Origin of the sequence: Kribbella sp. NPDC058245 (assembly GCF_042882005.1) — a bacterium.
In the GTDB taxonomy this organism is placed as follows: Bacteria; Actinomycetota; Actinomycetes; order Propionibacteriales; family Kribbellaceae; genus Kribbella.
Genome location: NZ_JBHVWY010000015.1, coordinates 160,480 through 173,300 on the forward strand (window position 1 = coordinate 160,480; position 12,821 = coordinate 173,300).

The 12,821-nt window shown below is 67.8% G+C and carries 15 protein-coding genes; 10 read left to right on the forward strand and 5 right to left on the reverse strand.

From position 1 onward, the window contains the following. The first annotated feature begins 1 nt into the window (after position 1). On the forward strand, positions 2 to 1,204 hold the full coding sequence (locus ACFVWG_RS31030) for an MFS transporter (protein ID WP_391546991.1): 1,203 nt from the start codon (positions 2 to 4) through the stop codon (positions 1,202 to 1,204). On the opposite strand, the gene ACFVWG_RS31035 is transcribed toward ACFVWG_RS31030, so the two are convergent. Further along, on the reverse strand, positions 1,140 to 2,762 hold the full coding sequence (locus tag ACFVWG_RS31035; RefSeq protein WP_391546992.1) for an AMP-binding protein: 1,623 nt from the start codon (positions 2,760 to 2,762) through the stop codon (positions 1,140 to 1,142). The genes ACFVWG_RS31030 and ACFVWG_RS31035 overlap by 65 nt on opposite strands. 153 nt (positions 2,763 to 2,915) lie before the next feature. On the opposite strand from ACFVWG_RS31035, the gene ACFVWG_RS31040 reads away from it, so the two are divergent. From ACFVWG_RS31040 to ACFVWG_RS31050, 3 genes are read left to right on the forward strand one after another with little or no spacing between them, the layout of a single operon-like run. Further along, positions 2,916 to 4,376, forward strand: a complete 1,461-nt coding sequence (locus ACFVWG_RS31040) for a restriction endonuclease (RefSeq protein ID WP_391546993.1) — start codon at positions 2,916 to 2,918, stop codon at positions 4,374 to 4,376. A gap of 59 nt (positions 4,377 to 4,435) precedes the next feature. Further along, positions 4,436 to 5,065 (forward strand): nucleotidyltransferase domain-containing protein, encoded by a 630-nt coding sequence (locus ACFVWG_RS31045; protein WP_391546994.1) that lies wholly within the window; start codon positions 4,436 to 4,438, stop codon positions 5,063 to 5,065. After that, complete coding sequence (locus tag ACFVWG_RS31050) at positions 5,065 to 5,442, forward strand: HEPN domain-containing protein (RefSeq protein ID WP_391546995.1); 378 nt, start codon at positions 5,065 to 5,067, stop codon at positions 5,440 to 5,442. The genes ACFVWG_RS31045 and ACFVWG_RS31050 overlap by 1 nt, the downstream gene beginning before the upstream one ends. Here ACFVWG_RS31050 and ACFVWG_RS31055 read toward each other — a convergent pair. Beyond that, entirely contained in the window at positions 5,439 to 6,368 is a 930-nt protein-coding gene (locus tag ACFVWG_RS31055; RefSeq protein ID WP_391546996.1) for a DUF6454 family protein, read from the reverse strand. The two genes, ACFVWG_RS31050 and ACFVWG_RS31055, sit on opposite strands and share 4 nt — an antisense overlap. 53 nt (positions 6,369 to 6,421) lie before the next feature. Here ACFVWG_RS31055 and ACFVWG_RS31060 point away from each other — a divergent pair, with 53 nt between their 5' ends. From ACFVWG_RS31060 to ACFVWG_RS31075, 4 genes are all read left to right on the forward strand, one after another. Further along, a complete protein-coding gene (locus tag ACFVWG_RS31060) occupies positions 6,422 to 7,042 on the forward strand; it encodes an SIMPL domain-containing protein (protein WP_391546997.1) in 621 nt (206 codons plus the stop codon). Positions 7,043 to 7,165: 123 nt separating this feature from the next. After that, on the forward strand, positions 7,166 to 7,933 hold the full coding sequence (locus ACFVWG_RS31065) for a hypothetical protein (RefSeq protein WP_391546998.1): 768 nt from the start codon (positions 7,166 to 7,168) through the stop codon (positions 7,931 to 7,933). A 62-nt stretch (positions 7,934 to 7,995) separates the two neighbouring features. Continuing rightward, complete coding sequence (locus tag ACFVWG_RS31070; RefSeq protein WP_391546999.1) at positions 7,996 to 9,231, forward strand: Nramp family divalent metal transporter; 1,236 nt, start codon at positions 7,996 to 7,998, stop codon at positions 9,229 to 9,231. Position 9,232: 1 nt separating this feature from the next. Next, positions 9,233 to 10,021, forward strand: a complete 789-nt coding sequence (locus tag ACFVWG_RS31075; protein ID WP_391547000.1) for a metallophosphoesterase — start codon at positions 9,233 to 9,235, stop codon at positions 10,019 to 10,021. 21 nt (positions 10,022 to 10,042) lie between these two features. On the opposite strand, the gene ACFVWG_RS31080 is transcribed toward ACFVWG_RS31075, so the two are convergent. Both ACFVWG_RS31080 and ACFVWG_RS31085 read right to left on the reverse strand, forming a co-directional pair. Further along, on the reverse strand, positions 10,043 to 10,225 hold the full coding sequence (locus ACFVWG_RS31080; protein ID WP_391547001.1) for a 4-oxalocrotonate tautomerase family protein: 183 nt from the start codon (positions 10,223 to 10,225) through the stop codon (positions 10,043 to 10,045). Between the two features lie 87 nt (positions 10,226 to 10,312). Then, positions 10,313 to 11,185 carry a LysR family transcriptional regulator gene (locus ACFVWG_RS31085; RefSeq protein WP_391547002.1) on the reverse strand — a complete coding sequence of 291 codons (873 nt, stop codon included), beginning with the start codon at positions 11,183 to 11,185 and terminating at the stop codon, positions 10,313 to 10,315. Between the two features lie 58 nt (positions 11,186 to 11,243). Between ACFVWG_RS31085 and ACFVWG_RS31090 the strand changes: the two genes are divergently transcribed. Then, on the forward strand, positions 11,244 to 11,621 hold the full coding sequence (locus tag ACFVWG_RS31090; RefSeq protein WP_391547003.1) for a DUF427 domain-containing protein: 378 nt from the start codon (positions 11,244 to 11,246) through the stop codon (positions 11,619 to 11,621). Here the strand turns inward: ACFVWG_RS31090 and ACFVWG_RS31095 are convergent. Further along, positions 11,608 to 11,898, reverse strand: a complete 291-nt coding sequence (locus tag ACFVWG_RS31095; RefSeq protein WP_391547004.1) for an alpha/beta fold hydrolase — start codon at positions 11,896 to 11,898, stop codon at positions 11,608 to 11,610. The two genes, ACFVWG_RS31090 and ACFVWG_RS31095, sit on opposite strands and share 14 nt — an antisense overlap. Positions 11,899 to 12,021: 123 nt before the next feature. Between ACFVWG_RS31095 and ACFVWG_RS31100 the strand changes: the two genes are divergently transcribed. Continuing rightward, on the forward strand, positions 12,022 to 12,798 hold the full coding sequence (locus ACFVWG_RS31100; RefSeq protein WP_391547005.1) for a GNAT family N-acetyltransferase: 777 nt from the start codon (positions 12,022 to 12,024) through the stop codon (positions 12,796 to 12,798). Positions 12,799 to 12,821 lie beyond the last annotated feature (23 nt).

Sequence of the window (12,821 nt, forward strand, 5' to 3'; positions counted from 1 at the left end):
CATGCAACCGTCACGACCTGCTCCGCGCCGGGCCGGCGCCCGCCACCGGCTGTTCCTCGCCGTCGCGGCCGGGATCTCGGTCGCCACGATCTACTTCGCGCAACCGCTCCTCGTCACCATGGGCGTCGACCTCGGTCTCGCGCCGGCCACGGTCGGGTTGTTCGTCACCGTGACCCAGGCCGGCTACGCGCTCGGCCTGTTCTTCCTTGTCCCGTTGGGTGATCGGCTCGACCGCCGCCGGCTCATCCGTTGGCAGTTGGTGCTCCTCGCCGCCGCCCTCTTGCTGGTCGGCGTCGCCCGCAACGCCGCCATGCTGCTGATCGGCCTGGCCGCCGTCGGCACGCTCGCCGTGGTCACCCAGTCCCTGGTCGCCTTCGGTGCTTCCCTCAGCGCCCCCGCCGAGCGCGGCCGCACCGTCGGCACGATCACCACCGGCGTTGTCCTCGGTATCCTCCTCGCGCGCACGGCGTCCGGCGTACTGACTGATCTCGCCGGCTGGCGCACTGTCTACCTCGTCGCCTGCGGATTGTCGCTACTGATCGCCACGACCCTCTTCCGCTCGCCGCCCCAACCGAAGACCAACCTCGGGTACGGCGCTCTGCTCCGCTCGATGATCGATCTATGGCGTACTGAATCGTTGTTCCGTAACAGCGCTACGCGAGCCTTCTTCAGCTTCGCGTCGTTCAGCACACTGTGGAGTTCCATGGCCCTCCCGTTGACCGCGGAAGGCCTGTCCCACACGGAGATCGGCGCCTTCGGCCTGATCGGCGCGGCCGGCGCGCTCGCCGCCGGCCCGGCCGGACGACTCGCCGACCGCGGCCACGGACAGCTGGTGACACTGACCGCTTCGATGCTGTTGGCAACGAGTTGGCTCGTCATCGCGTGGACGCCCAGATCCCTGGTGGCGCTGGCGATCGGCGCCGTCGTACTGGACCTCGCCGTCCAGGCGATCCACGTCACCAACCAGAGCCGGATCTACCCGCTCCGCCCGGACGCGGGCAGCCGCCTGATCGGCGGCTACATGGTCTTCTACTCCCTCGGCAGCGGCCTCGGCGCAATCGCGTCGACCTGGCTCTACGCCCGCGCCGGCTGGACCGGCGTCTGCATCCTCGGCGTCGCCTTCGCGGTCGGCGCAGTCGTCACGACAGTCCGAGCAGGCCGACCGACTTCTCGCGCATCTCGACCTTGCGGATCTTCCCGGTGACGGTCATCGGGAAGTCGTCGACAAGCAGCACGTACTTGGGGATCTTGAAGCGGGCCAGCTTGCCGCTGGCGAACTCGCGGACCGCATCGGCGTCGAGCGGTTCGGCGCCGTCCTTGAGCTTGATCCAGGCGCAGAGCTCCTCGCCGTACTTCTCGTCCGGTACGCCGATCACCTGGACGTCGGCGATCGAGGGATGCGTGTAGAGGAACTCCTCAACCTCACGCGGGTACACGTTCTCGCCGCCGCGGATGACGAGGTCCTTGATCCGGCCGACGATGTTGACGTAGCCGTCCTCGCGCATCGTTGCCAGGTCACCCGTGTGCATCCAGCGGGCCTGGTCGATCGCTTCGGCCGTCTTCGCCGGCTCGTCCCAGTAGCCGAGCATGACGGAGTACCCGCGGGTGCACAGCTCGCCGGGCTCACCGCGCTCGACCACCAGACCAGTGGCCGGGTCCACAAGCTTCACCTCGACATGTGGCATCACGCGACCGACAGTCGACGTACGGCGGTCCAGGTCGTCGTCACGCCGCGTCTGCGTGGACACGGGCGACGTTTCGGTCATGCCGTAGCAGATGGCGACCTCAGCCATGTGCATGTCGGCAACGCACCGCTTCATCACCTCAACTGGGCATGGCGATCCGGCCATCACCCCAGTGCGCAGCGTGGACAGGTCGTAGTCCTCGAAGTTCGGCAGCCCCAGTTCGGCGATGAACATCGTCGGTACGCCGTACAGACCGGTGCAGCGCTCGTCTTGAACCGCCTGGAGAGTGGCGGCCGGGTCGAACGCCGGTCCGGGGATCACCATGCACGCACCGTGCGTCGTACAGCCGAGGTTGGCCATCACCATGCCGAAGCAGTGGTAGAAGGGCACGGGGATGCACAGCCGGTCCTCTGCGGTGAAGGCAATCGTCTCGGTGACGAAGAAGCCGTTGTTGAGGATGTTGTGGTGGCTGAGCGTTGCACCCTTCGGAAAGCCTGTGGTGCCGCTCGTGTACTGGATGTTGATCGGGTCGTCGAAGGACAGCTCTTCGGTGCGCTGCTGCAGCTCTTCGTCGGTCACCCGGTCGGCTGCGTCGCGCAGGCTGTCCCAGTCACCTGTGCCGATGTAGACGGTCTCCTCGAGCGCTGCGCAGTTCGGGCGCACCTCGTCGACCATGGCTCGATAGTTGCTGGTCTTGAACTCGGTGGCGGAGATCAGCAGCCGCACACCGGACTGGTTGAGCGCATAGGCCAGTTCGTGGGTCCGGTACGCCGGATTGATGTTCACCAGGATCGCACCCATCGTGGCGGTCGCGTACTGCGTGATGGTCCACTCGGCGCAGTTCGGAGCCCAGATGCCGACCCGGTCGCCCTTCGCGATCCCCCGTGCCAGCAGGCCTTTCGCCACTCGGTCCACCTCGGCGCCCAGCTCGGCGTACGTCCAGCGTCGGCCGGTCTGGACCTCCACGAGCGCCTCGCGGTCGCCGTACCGGGCAACCGTCCGTCTGAGGTTGGCGCCGATCGTCTCGCCCAGCAACGGCACGTCGGAGATCCCGGAGGCATACGAAGGCAGGCTCATGCCTGTCATCGTGACCCGGGTCAGATGCCTGTGCAACCGCACGTGCGGCAGGAAACAGGGGGTGGACGGCAAGCAATGTCCTTGCCAACTCTCCGTCACAACGGTCGCGCTGTGTCATTGGACCGTTACAGTGGACGGGAGAGGTGTGAGGCGATGGGCCGATCCGCCGAAGGTCACCGCAGCGACCGTCCGCCCGGACGTACCGCCGAGGCGGCACAACGTACCGCTGCGGTAACCGACCATGTCCGGGACCTGGGCAACATCCTGGCCGATGCACTCGCGATCGATGTGCACGGCACCGACCTGCAGACCCTGAAACGGGCGCCCCGCCGGGCGCCACCCGCCGTACCGGCAGCCGACCTGACAGCGCGTCCCGGACCGGTCTGGGACGCGTTCCTGCCCCAGTCGCCGGGACGGTTCCGCTGGTGGGGAGCCGAACGCCGCTACGCGCGCCGGCTGGCCGCAGCCGAGGACAGGTTCGCGGAAGCGATCGAGCGGCACCGGGCCGCCGAGGAGAACCGCCGCGACCGCGTAGCTCGCGCTGTGCGTGAGCAGGTCGAGCTGCAGCGCCGGCTGGACGAGGCGACCGCGGAGCAGCACGCCCGGGTCGACGCATACCAGCGTGCAGTGGAGAACCATGACCGCGCTGCGGTCACGCGGTACTTCACCAAGGCGCTGGAGCGAGTGACCGAACCAGCTGAGTTTCCCCGTCGTCGCCGGGTCGGCTACGTACCCGAATCCACGTTGCTGGCCATCGAATGGGACCTGCCGGACATGAGCGTCGTACCGGCTGAGGCGTCGTACCGGTATGACCGCGTGGCCGACGCAGTGGTTGCAGAGCCACGGCCGGAGAAGGAGGTGCGGCTGTTGTACCAGCAACTCGTTGCCCAGCTCGCACTGCGCGCACTGCACCTCGTCTTCGGCAGCGACCGGTACGGCGTGGTCGACACCGTCGTGTTCAACGGCATGGTCGAGTCGGTGGACCTACCGACCGGCCAGACCGTGCGACCGTGCCTGATCACCTTGCGGGCAACGCGTGAGCAGTTCCGGGCGCTAGTGCTCGACCAGCTCGACCCGGTCGCCTGTGTGCGTCACTACTTCGCCGCTGAGGTCTCCCGGCATCCAGAGGAGTTGCAGCCGGTCGAGCCGGTCCTGGACTTCGACCTGGCCGATCCGCGCACGGTTGAGCCGATCGACGTCCTGAGTGAGATCGACAGCCGGCCCAACTTGCTGGATCTGAGCCCGGAGTCCTTCGAGCACCTGGTCCAGAATCTCTTGACCCGCATGGGTCTTGAGACCCGTCTCTTCCGGCTGGGCACAGATGGTGGCATCGACTGCGTCGCTTACGACCCGCGCCCGATCACTGGCGGCAAGTTCGTCGTCCAGGCCAAGCTCTGGACCCGCACGGTCCCGCCGTCCGCCGTCCGCGACCTCTTCGGCACCGTGCTCGACGCGGGTGCCACCAAAGGCATTCTCATCACCACCAGCGGCTTCGGACCGACCAGCTACCAGTTCGCCACCGGCAAACCGCTCCAGCTCATCGACGGCACCGCACTGCTCTCCCTGTGCCACCTGCACAACATCCCAGCCCGCATCATCCCCAGGGCCAGCTGATCGATGCCCTCAAAAGTGGGCATATGCCTGTTATAGTGGGCAATTGGAGGTGGTGACGGATGCGATTCTCCGATCCGGTATCGACCGTGATTCCCGGGTTGCACGGCCGAGTGCTCGGCGTGCTGGCGCGGACCGATCGCGCACTCACCGGGAGAGCCGTGGCCGGTCTGCTCCACACACCCGGCAGCGCCAGCGGCGTACAGAAGGTCCTCGACGATCTCGTCAAGAGTGGCGTCGTCACCGCCGAGCCAGCCGGCCGTGCGCGGCTGTACACACTGAATCGCGAGCATGTCGCCTACTCGGCGATCGATCAGCTGGCGCGCCTCCGCGAGATCCTGCTCGACCGCATTCGGGCCGAGGTGAAGACGTGGCAACTGCCGGCCCAAGCGGTGTGGCTCTTCGGCTCGAGCGCGCGGTCGGACGGAGGCGTCGACAGCGATCTCGACCTACTGATCGTCCGGCCTGACCACGTCAACGATTCGGATCCCCGCTGGCTCGAGCAGCTCGACACCCTGGCGGCCCATGCAAGCACGTGGGCCGGCAACTCCTGCGAAGTCGTCGAGTACAGCGCCCACGAGATCCGCGACCTCGTCGAGCGCGGCGAGCGCCTGGCGACCGAGCTCCGCCGCGACGCCATCCCCATCACCGGAACCACCCCCCACCGAACTCTCACCCGAAAGGCCGGTTAGTGGCAGCTCTCGACGAAGCCCGGGCCCATCTGGCGAAGGCCCGCGAGTTCCTCGAAGCGGCCGAACTGACCCACGACCTCGCCCTGTACAACGCCGCAGCCTCGAACGCCGTGACCTCCGGCATAAACTCCAAGGACGCGATCTGCCTCGCCCTGACCGGCAGGACGCGCAAGGCCGACAATCACGCCGAGGCCATTGCCGAGTTGAAAAACGCGGGGCCTGCCGGGCGAGACGCCAGTACGACGTTCTCACGGCTGCTGAAGCTGAAGTCCAAGTCGCAGTACCAGGCAGCATCGGTCTCCGCATCGGACGCCACCAAGAGCATCGATTGGGCTGCGCGACTGCTGGAGACCGCGCAGCCCGTAGTACCGAGCTAGCGCAGGGTGGATTCGTAGATCTGGATCTCGGTGCCGGTGGAGTCTTCGCCGTCATCCGGGGCAGTGAACAGGCGGAGCTTGTCCTGCGTGGTTTCCAGCGCCACCGGGTTGCGGGTGGCGTTGTGGCCGGTCGGCGAGAAGTAGGGGAACGGGATCTCGTGCAGGATCCGGTTGGTACGCAAGTCGAGGAGGGCTAGGCCACCGAGGTCGTAGGTGCTCTTCGGGCCGGGCAGCGTCGTGACACCACCACAGAGCTGCTTGCCACGGGCGGCGTAGTCGCAGTCCTGGTAGTCGAGCAGGTGGCTCTCGTTGGCGACACGTTCGAGGCGGTGGCCGGTGGGAGTCCAGCTGTAGAGAGTGCGGGAGCCCCAGCTGACTCCATGGACCTGGCCAGTGGTGCGGTCGCGGACTACGCCGCCGACGTGGTCGTTGGCGCGGAAGCGCTCGGTGACGCGGTAGGTCTTCGGGTCGACGGTGTAGACGATCGCCCGCGAGTTGGGCCGGTACTCCGCGACCGGGACCCACACATCGCGCCCGTCGAAGTCGATGCCGCCCGGGTGGTACGCCGTACCTTCGCCGAGGCGGATGTCCTTCTTCAGGTTGCCCTGCCGGTCCAGCACGAACAGGTGACCGATCCCCTGACCCGGTGTGCGGTCGTAGCCGTCCACCGGCTGTGGGTACTTCACCGGGGCTTCCAGCACCTCGACACTCGACAGAAAGATCAGATCGCCGACCAAAGCGAAACCCTGCGGGTGATACGTCGGGAAGCGCAGTGGAATGCGCGCCACCTGGGTCCACGCCGTACTGCGGTCGGTCGCAGTGAACGCGCGGGCGACATCAGAGTCCCGCCCGGTGGCCTGGGCAGTGGTGAGACCAGTGAGCAGCACACCGGCGAGAGCGGCGGCAATGACGATTCGGCTACGCATGCGCCTAGCTGAACAGACTCCGGTGGCTAGGAGGAGGTGTCAGACTAACTGGCATGGAAACTGGGGTAACGGTTGTCGGATCAGGTCAGGTCAGTACGGCGCCCGACGTACTGCGGGTGTCCTTGAGCGTCGAGCACGTCGCGGCGGATGTGGCAGCCGCGGTCGCGCAGGTGGCCGAGCGCACGGACGCAGTAGTTGCTGCGCTGCGCGAACAGGGCGTTGAGGCGTCCGACATCGGTACGACGACGGTGAACGTCTACCAGGAGTACCGCGAGCCGGGAACCGCTGCGGCGTACCGGGGCTCGCACCAGCTCAGCGTGACCACCCGGGACCTCACTGGCTTCGGCACGCTGCTCAACGCGGCAGTGGGTGCGGCCGGGAACAACCTGAATCTGCAGTCGCTGCAGTTCGACGTACAGGACAAGTCCGCGCTGCTGACCCAGGCTCGGGAGCTCGCGTTCCGCCAGGCGCAGGAGAAGGGCACAGAGCTCGCCGCGCTGGCCGGCTACTCGCTCGGCTCGGTCACAGCGATCAGTGAGACCGACAACCACGCCCCCATCCGCGGGGAGGCGCTGAGCATGTCGGCCAAGGCCTTCGACGCCGCCTCCCTCAACATCACCCCCGGCGACCACTCCGTCCAGGTTTCCCTCGAAGTGCACTTCTCCTGGGCCTGAGACGCAGGCTTCATTCCGGTCCAGTCACGTTCGGCACAAGGTCCGGCTGCGGGCGCGCTGCCGCTGCTAGCCTCCTCGAAATGCCGGGTCTCGGCACTCTGTCCCATGCCCGGGGAGGGCACCGTGTCACTGCAACGACCCATCACTGCTGCGGTTCTGGCCGTCGGCCTCGGCCTGAGCCTCGTCGGCTGCCAGGGCGACGACAAGCCGGCTGCCGGCGCCTCGAACCCGACCACCAGCGCACCGACGACCGCCACGTCCACTCCGACGCCCACAGCCAGTGCGCCGACCACTCCGGCCGCACCGGCTCCGGCACCCCGGACGAAGGCGTCGCTGACCAAGGCGCTGCTGGCGCTGGAAGACCTGCCCAGTGGGTTCGCCATCGACCCGGAGTCCGCCGGTGACGACGCCGGCACCAAGCTGACCTCGTCCGATGCGAAGTGCAAGCCGCTCGTCAAGCTGTTCAACGACGACGTGCCGCCCGGGTCGAAGGTCTCCGTGAGCCGCGAGTTCTCCGGTGGCCAGGAGGGGCCCTTCGTGGGTGAACAGCTCGACGCACTGCCGTCCGCGGCCGCGACCAAGGCCTACCTCGCGAGCGTGAAATCGGCCGTCTCGAGCTGCAAGAAGGCCAAGCTGACCATCTCCGGCGCCGGTACGTCGCCGGTGACGGTCGCCGAGGTCTCGGCGCCGAAGGCCGGTACCGGGCCGACCGCGGTCCGGATCACGGCGGCCGGCGGGCCGCTGCAGGGCCTCGAGATCCACTTCGTCTTCACCGCCTTCGACGACGTACTGCTGTCGATGAACTTCGACTCCGGCGACATCGAGGACCCGACGCTGGACGCCGCCGACAAGGTGCACCAGGTCCTCGGTACGTCGACCCAGGGCACCTGAGAGGCGCGTCTCAAACCTGGAACCGGGGTTGCGCTGTTGACTCCGTCGGAGAGACTTCTCTCATGTATGCACCGGCGCCACTGAGGCGGCAGTTGAACCGGTCCGGGCTTTTGCTGCTCGGACCGGCGTTCGTCGCGGCGGTCGCGTATGTCGATCCGGGGAACTTCGCGACCAACATCGCGGCCGGTGCGACCTACGGCTATTTGCTGTGCTGGGTGGTCGTCGGAGCGAACCTGATGGCCGTTCTGGTGCAGTATCTGGCGGCAAAGGCGAGTATCGCGACCGGGCTGACGCTGCCGCAGTTGTGCCGCGAGCACTTCAAGCGGTCCACGTCGACCGGGCTGTGGGCGCAGGCCGAGCTGGTAGCGGTCGCGACCGACCTGGCAGAGGTGGTCGGCGGTGCGATCGCACTGAACCTGCTCTTCGGCATTCCGTTGCTGCTGGGCGGTGTGATCACCGGTGTGGTCTCGTTCGGGTTGCTGATCTACCAGTCCAAGCGCGGGCAGCGGCCGTTCGAGGCCGCGATCATCGGGCTGCTGGCCGTCGTTCTGGTCGGTTTCGTGGTCTCCACGATCAAGTCCGAGCCGTCAGCGGCCGGTGTGCTCGGCGGCATGGTCCCGCGGCTGGACGGCACGCAGTCGCTGGTGCTGGCGGCCGGCATGCTCGGCGCCACCGTCATGCCGCATGCGATCTGGCTGCACGGCGCCCTGGTCACGGACCGGCACTGGAAGTCGATTCGCTCTACTGCGGGCAAGCAGCGGGTGCTGCGCGCCACCCGCACCGACGTGGCCATCGCTATGGCGCTGGCCGGCGCAGTCAACCTGGCCATGGTCGTCCTGGCCGCCGCTGCCCTCAACGGGTCCGGTGCCGACTCCCTGGACGCTGCTCACGTGGCAATCGGTGACCGGCTCGGCCACTTCTCCGCACTGCTGTTCGCCCTGGCCCTGCTGGCTAGCGGCTTCGCCTCCTCGTCGGTCGGCACCTACGCCGGCTCGGTCATCCTGGACGGCTTCTGGAAGCGCAAGGTCTCGCTGTCGCTGCGCCGCCTCATCACGCTCATCCCGGCTCTGGCCATCCTGGCCATCGGCATCGACCCCAGCCGGGCGCTGGTGGTGTCACAGGTCGTGCTGAGCTTCGGCATCCCGTGCGCCCTCTGGCCACTGGTCCGGTTGACCGCTTCCCGGCGCGTCATGGGCAGCCTTGTCAACCGCAAAGCGACTACTCTCGCGGCATGCCTGGTAGCCACCGCCGTGACCGCGCTGAACGTCGTACTGATTGTGCTGACCGTTCGGGGCTGACATGACGCGCGTCTTCGCCGTCAGCGACATCCACGGGCACCCGGACAAGCTGCAGGCGTCGTTGCTGGCGGCGGGCCTGACCGATGCTGAGGGCAACTGGTCCGGTACGGACGCCCGGCTCTGGGTGCTCGGTGACTTCTTCGACCGCGGCCCGGACGGGATCGGCGCGCTGCGCTTCGTGCGCGGTCTGGTCGAGCAGGCGCCGGCCGGCGCGGTCAACGTGCTGCTCGGCAACCACGAGATCCTCGCGCTGGGGATGCGCAAGTTCGGTGACACCTTCGTCCCGCACGACGGCATCACCAGCCGCAGCTTCGAGCGCTCCTGGGCCCTGAACGGCGGCCAGGACCGTGACCAGGAGCTGCTCACCGACGACGACGCCGCCTGGCTGCTCGAGCAGCCCCTGCTCGGCCTGGACGCCGACCACCTGCTGATGCACTCCGACACCGCGGAGTACGTCGAGTGGGGCGACACCCTCGACCAGATCAACACCCGGGCCCGCACCGACCTGCACACCGACGACATCGTGGTCTGGTGGGAGATCTGGCGCCGGATGACGTCGCGCTACGCGTTCCGCGGCGTGAGCGGTCCGGAGGTGGCCCGCATCATGCTCCAGGCCCTCGGCGGCCGCCGGATCGTCCACGGGCACAGCATCGTGGCCGACATGCTGCACATCTCCCCCGAGTTCCTCACCGGCCCCCACCTGTACGCCGACGGCCTGGTGCTCGGTATCGACGGCGGAGCCTTCGACGGCGGCCCCTGCCTGGTCGTGGAGCTCGAGCAGACCGCCTGACCGAGCACCACGACCGGCTGGTCAGCCGTCGGCGCGGAGCTTGCCCGCTACGGACCAGCTCTCCGGCGCGGTCTCCTGAATCCACACCTGCACGCTGTCGGCCGGGACACCGAGGGTGTCGACGAAGGCGTTGGTGATGTCCTGGACCAGTGCACGCTTCAGCTCGGTGCTGCGCGGCCCCTGGAGGACGGTGACGATCGGCATCGGATCTTCCTTTCCTGGTTCTGTTCGGTGTCTCCATTCCAGCCGTGGCCGGCGCTGGGAACGAGACACAGATCCGATGCGCAGCGATCACTCGAACTGATCGGACGCTGCCCGGCACGCTGCCAGCAGCATCGCGAGGCGACCACCGATCCGGGCGCCGGCCGGAACGGCCAGGCTGGTCGTCAGCGCGAGCCGTGGCTCCGGATGCCGGTAGACGACGCGTCCTTCGCGCAGCAGGTGCGCATGCGACTCATAGATCACCGTCCAGCCTGGAGCACCGGCCCCGATCGCCGCGTGGGTGTCCTGCAGGCTGCTCGACGTGGGACCGAGCAGTGGCTCGAAACCCTCCGCAGAACAGGCCGACAGCACCAGATCCACCAGCGGTGGATTGTTGCGGCGGGCGGTGATTCGCAGCGGCAGTCCCTTCAGGTCCCGCAACGCGACCTGTCCGGCCGGAGCGATCGTCGCAGGCATCGCCACGAGCAGCGCGTCCTCCCACACCGGAATCAGCTCCAGGCCGGCCACCTCGTCGACTCCCCGGACGAACGCGGCGTCCAGTTGGCCGCTCCGAACCCGGTCCAGCCGGGCACGCGTCGACGTACTGATCAGCTCGGTCGGTACGCCGTCCTCGCCGAGTCTGGCGACTACCGTCTCCAGGCGCTCGCCCAGACCGGTACTGGTACCGAGCCGGAGCGCGCCGGCCGGCTCACCGACCGCAGCGGCCCGGGCGTCGTCGACGGCGACCAGTACGGACCGGGCTGCGGGCAGGAAGCGCTGACCGGCCTCGGTGAGCCGGATGGCCCGAGCTGACCGGTCGACCAGCAGCACACCGAGCTCCCGCTCCAGGCGGGCGATCTGCTGGCTGAGTCCGGGCTGGCCGATCCCGAGGTGCTCCGCGGCCCGGCCGAAGTGCAGTGTCTCTGCCAGAGCCACGAAGTACTCGAGCTGCCGCAATTCCATCTCCCCAGCATCGCCGATTGCGGGAATGCCGGTGCGGGGCGGTCGGTTGTCACAGGTCATGGCTGAGAAGACGCGCAAGATCCCAGGTCCGGACCACCCGATCACCATCGCGAAGAACCCGGACCGAGTGGTGGTGAAGCTCGGCGACCAGGTGCTGGCGGACAGCCGGGAAGCGCTGTCGCTGCAGGAGTCGACATACCCGGCGGCGCAGTACCTTCCCCGCGACGACGTCGACTTCAGCCTGCTGGAGCGCACCGAGCACACGACGTACTGCCCCTACAAGGGCGACGCGTCGTACTACAGCATCCTGCCCGCGGGCGAGGACGGCGTGAACGCGGTGTGGACCTACGAGCAGCCGTACGACGCGGTCGCCGACATCCGTGAGTACGTGGCGTTCTACCCGAACAAGGTCTCCATCGAGATCATCGTCGACTGACGTCCTGCCCGCGCAGGAACGTCCGCAGCACGGGTGCGAGGAACTCCGGCGGTACGACGTGGTTCTGGTCGGCGAGTTCGATCAGCGCGGCCGCCCGGAGCTCCTTGACGACCCGGTAGCCGGCGTCGACCATGAACGGCGGTGAGGCGGTGCCGGCCAGCACCAGCGTCGGCTGGTTCCGATCGCAGAGTGCGCCGGGCACGAGGACGATCGGTCGTCCGCTGCCCATCCGCTCGTAGGCAATCGTCGTACCGTCGGCAGACGTCACATGCTCCATCGAAGTCCTCCCGGAAAGTGATCTCACACTCCTACGTCGGAGCTGTCCGGCAGAACTCGACATGTTTCACCGGAGGACGAAATCCGTAGCGCTGACCTCGGTCTGGTGATTCACTGCGTGGCCATGATCACCAGAGTCGACGAGTACCTGCACTCGGTCCCGCTGTCCAACGCCGAGACCGAAGAGATCGGTCCGTTCACGTTGTTCCGCAGTACGACGGTCTGGCCGTACTACGCGCGTCCCCGGCCCGGTGTGACGGTGGAGTCGGCCGACATCGAGGCAGTGCGGGCACGGTGCGCGGAGCTGGAGCTGCCGCTGAGTTTCGAGTGGGTTGTCGAGGCCTGCCCGTCGCTGGGACCGGCAGCGACCAAGGCGGGCCTGACGGTGATCGAGCATCCACTGCTGGTGATGGAGAAGTCGGACTTCAAGCCTGCGACGGCAGACGCCCGGGTCGAGATCCTGCCCGTGGAGCCCGCGGTCATCCGGGAGGGACGAGGCTTGCAGAACGTGGCCTTCAGCGACGGCGGGACTGCAGTCGGCAGTGGCGGCCCGGCCGAACGGGACGCCGCAGCCGCCGAGCTGACGGACGAGTTCATCGAGGGCCTTTCCGATCGGCTGCGCCGCGGGGTGACAGTGTCGGCCGGAGCGTTCACCGACGAGGGAATGGTCGCCAGCGGCCAGCACCAACCGGTCGGGACGGCCTCGGAGATCGTCGGCGTCGCCACGCTGCCCTCGATGCGCCGCCGCGGGCTGGCGGCCGCAGTGACCTCAGCACTCGTCGAGCACGCCTTCGACAACGGCGTGGAGCTGATGCTGCTCTCAGCTGAGAGTGACGCAGTCGCGGCCGTCTACGAGCGCGTCGGCTTCCGCCGGATCGGCTTCGCGGGGGCAGCCGAGTAGCCAGCGGTTAGTGATCGGGTCGG

What these genes read in the sequence shown, in the direction of transcription:
- ACFVWG_RS31030 (WP_391546991.1), top strand. Translation starts at nt 2, where the DNA reads ATGCAACCGTCACGACCTGCTCCGCGCCGGGCCGGCGCCCGCCACCGG.
- ACFVWG_RS31035 (WP_391546992.1), bottom strand. Translation starts at nt 2,762, where the DNA reads ATGAGCCTGCCTTCGTATGCCTCCGGGATCTCCGACGTGCCGTTGCTG.
- ACFVWG_RS31040 (WP_391546993.1), top strand. Translation starts at nt 2,916, where the DNA reads ATGGGCCGATCCGCCGAAGGTCACCGCAGCGACCGTCCGCCCGGACGT.
- ACFVWG_RS31045 (WP_391546994.1), top strand. Translation starts at nt 4,436, where the DNA reads ATGCGATTCTCCGATCCGGTATCGACCGTGATTCCCGGGTTGCACGGC.
- ACFVWG_RS31055 (WP_391546996.1), bottom strand. Translation starts at nt 6,368, where the DNA reads ATGCGTAGCCGAATCGTCATTGCCGCCGCTCTCGCCGGTGTGCTGCTC.
- ACFVWG_RS31060 (WP_391546997.1), top strand. Translation starts at nt 6,422, where the DNA reads ATGGAAACTGGGGTAACGGTTGTCGGATCAGGTCAGGTCAGTACGGCG.
- ACFVWG_RS31070 (WP_391546999.1), top strand. Translation starts at nt 7,996, where the DNA reads ATGTATGCACCGGCGCCACTGAGGCGGCAGTTGAACCGGTCCGGGCTT.
- ACFVWG_RS31075 (WP_391547000.1), top strand. Translation starts at nt 9,233, where the DNA reads ATGACGCGCGTCTTCGCCGTCAGCGACATCCACGGGCACCCGGACAAG.
- ACFVWG_RS31080 (WP_391547001.1), bottom strand. Translation starts at nt 10,225, where the DNA reads ATGCCGATCGTCACCGTCCTCCAGGGGCCGCGCAGCACCGAGCTGAAG.
- ACFVWG_RS31085 (WP_391547002.1), bottom strand. Translation starts at nt 11,185, where the DNA reads ATGGAATTGCGGCAGCTCGAGTACTTCGTGGCTCTGGCAGAGACACTG.
- ACFVWG_RS31090 (WP_391547003.1), top strand. Translation starts at nt 11,244, where the DNA reads ATGGCTGAGAAGACGCGCAAGATCCCAGGTCCGGACCACCCGATCACC.
- ACFVWG_RS31095 (WP_391547004.1), bottom strand. Translation starts at nt 11,898, where the DNA reads ATGGAGCATGTGACGTCTGCCGACGGTACGACGATTGCCTACGAGCGG.
- ACFVWG_RS31100 (WP_391547005.1), top strand. Translation starts at nt 12,022, where the DNA reads ATGATCACCAGAGTCGACGAGTACCTGCACTCGGTCCCGCTGTCCAAC.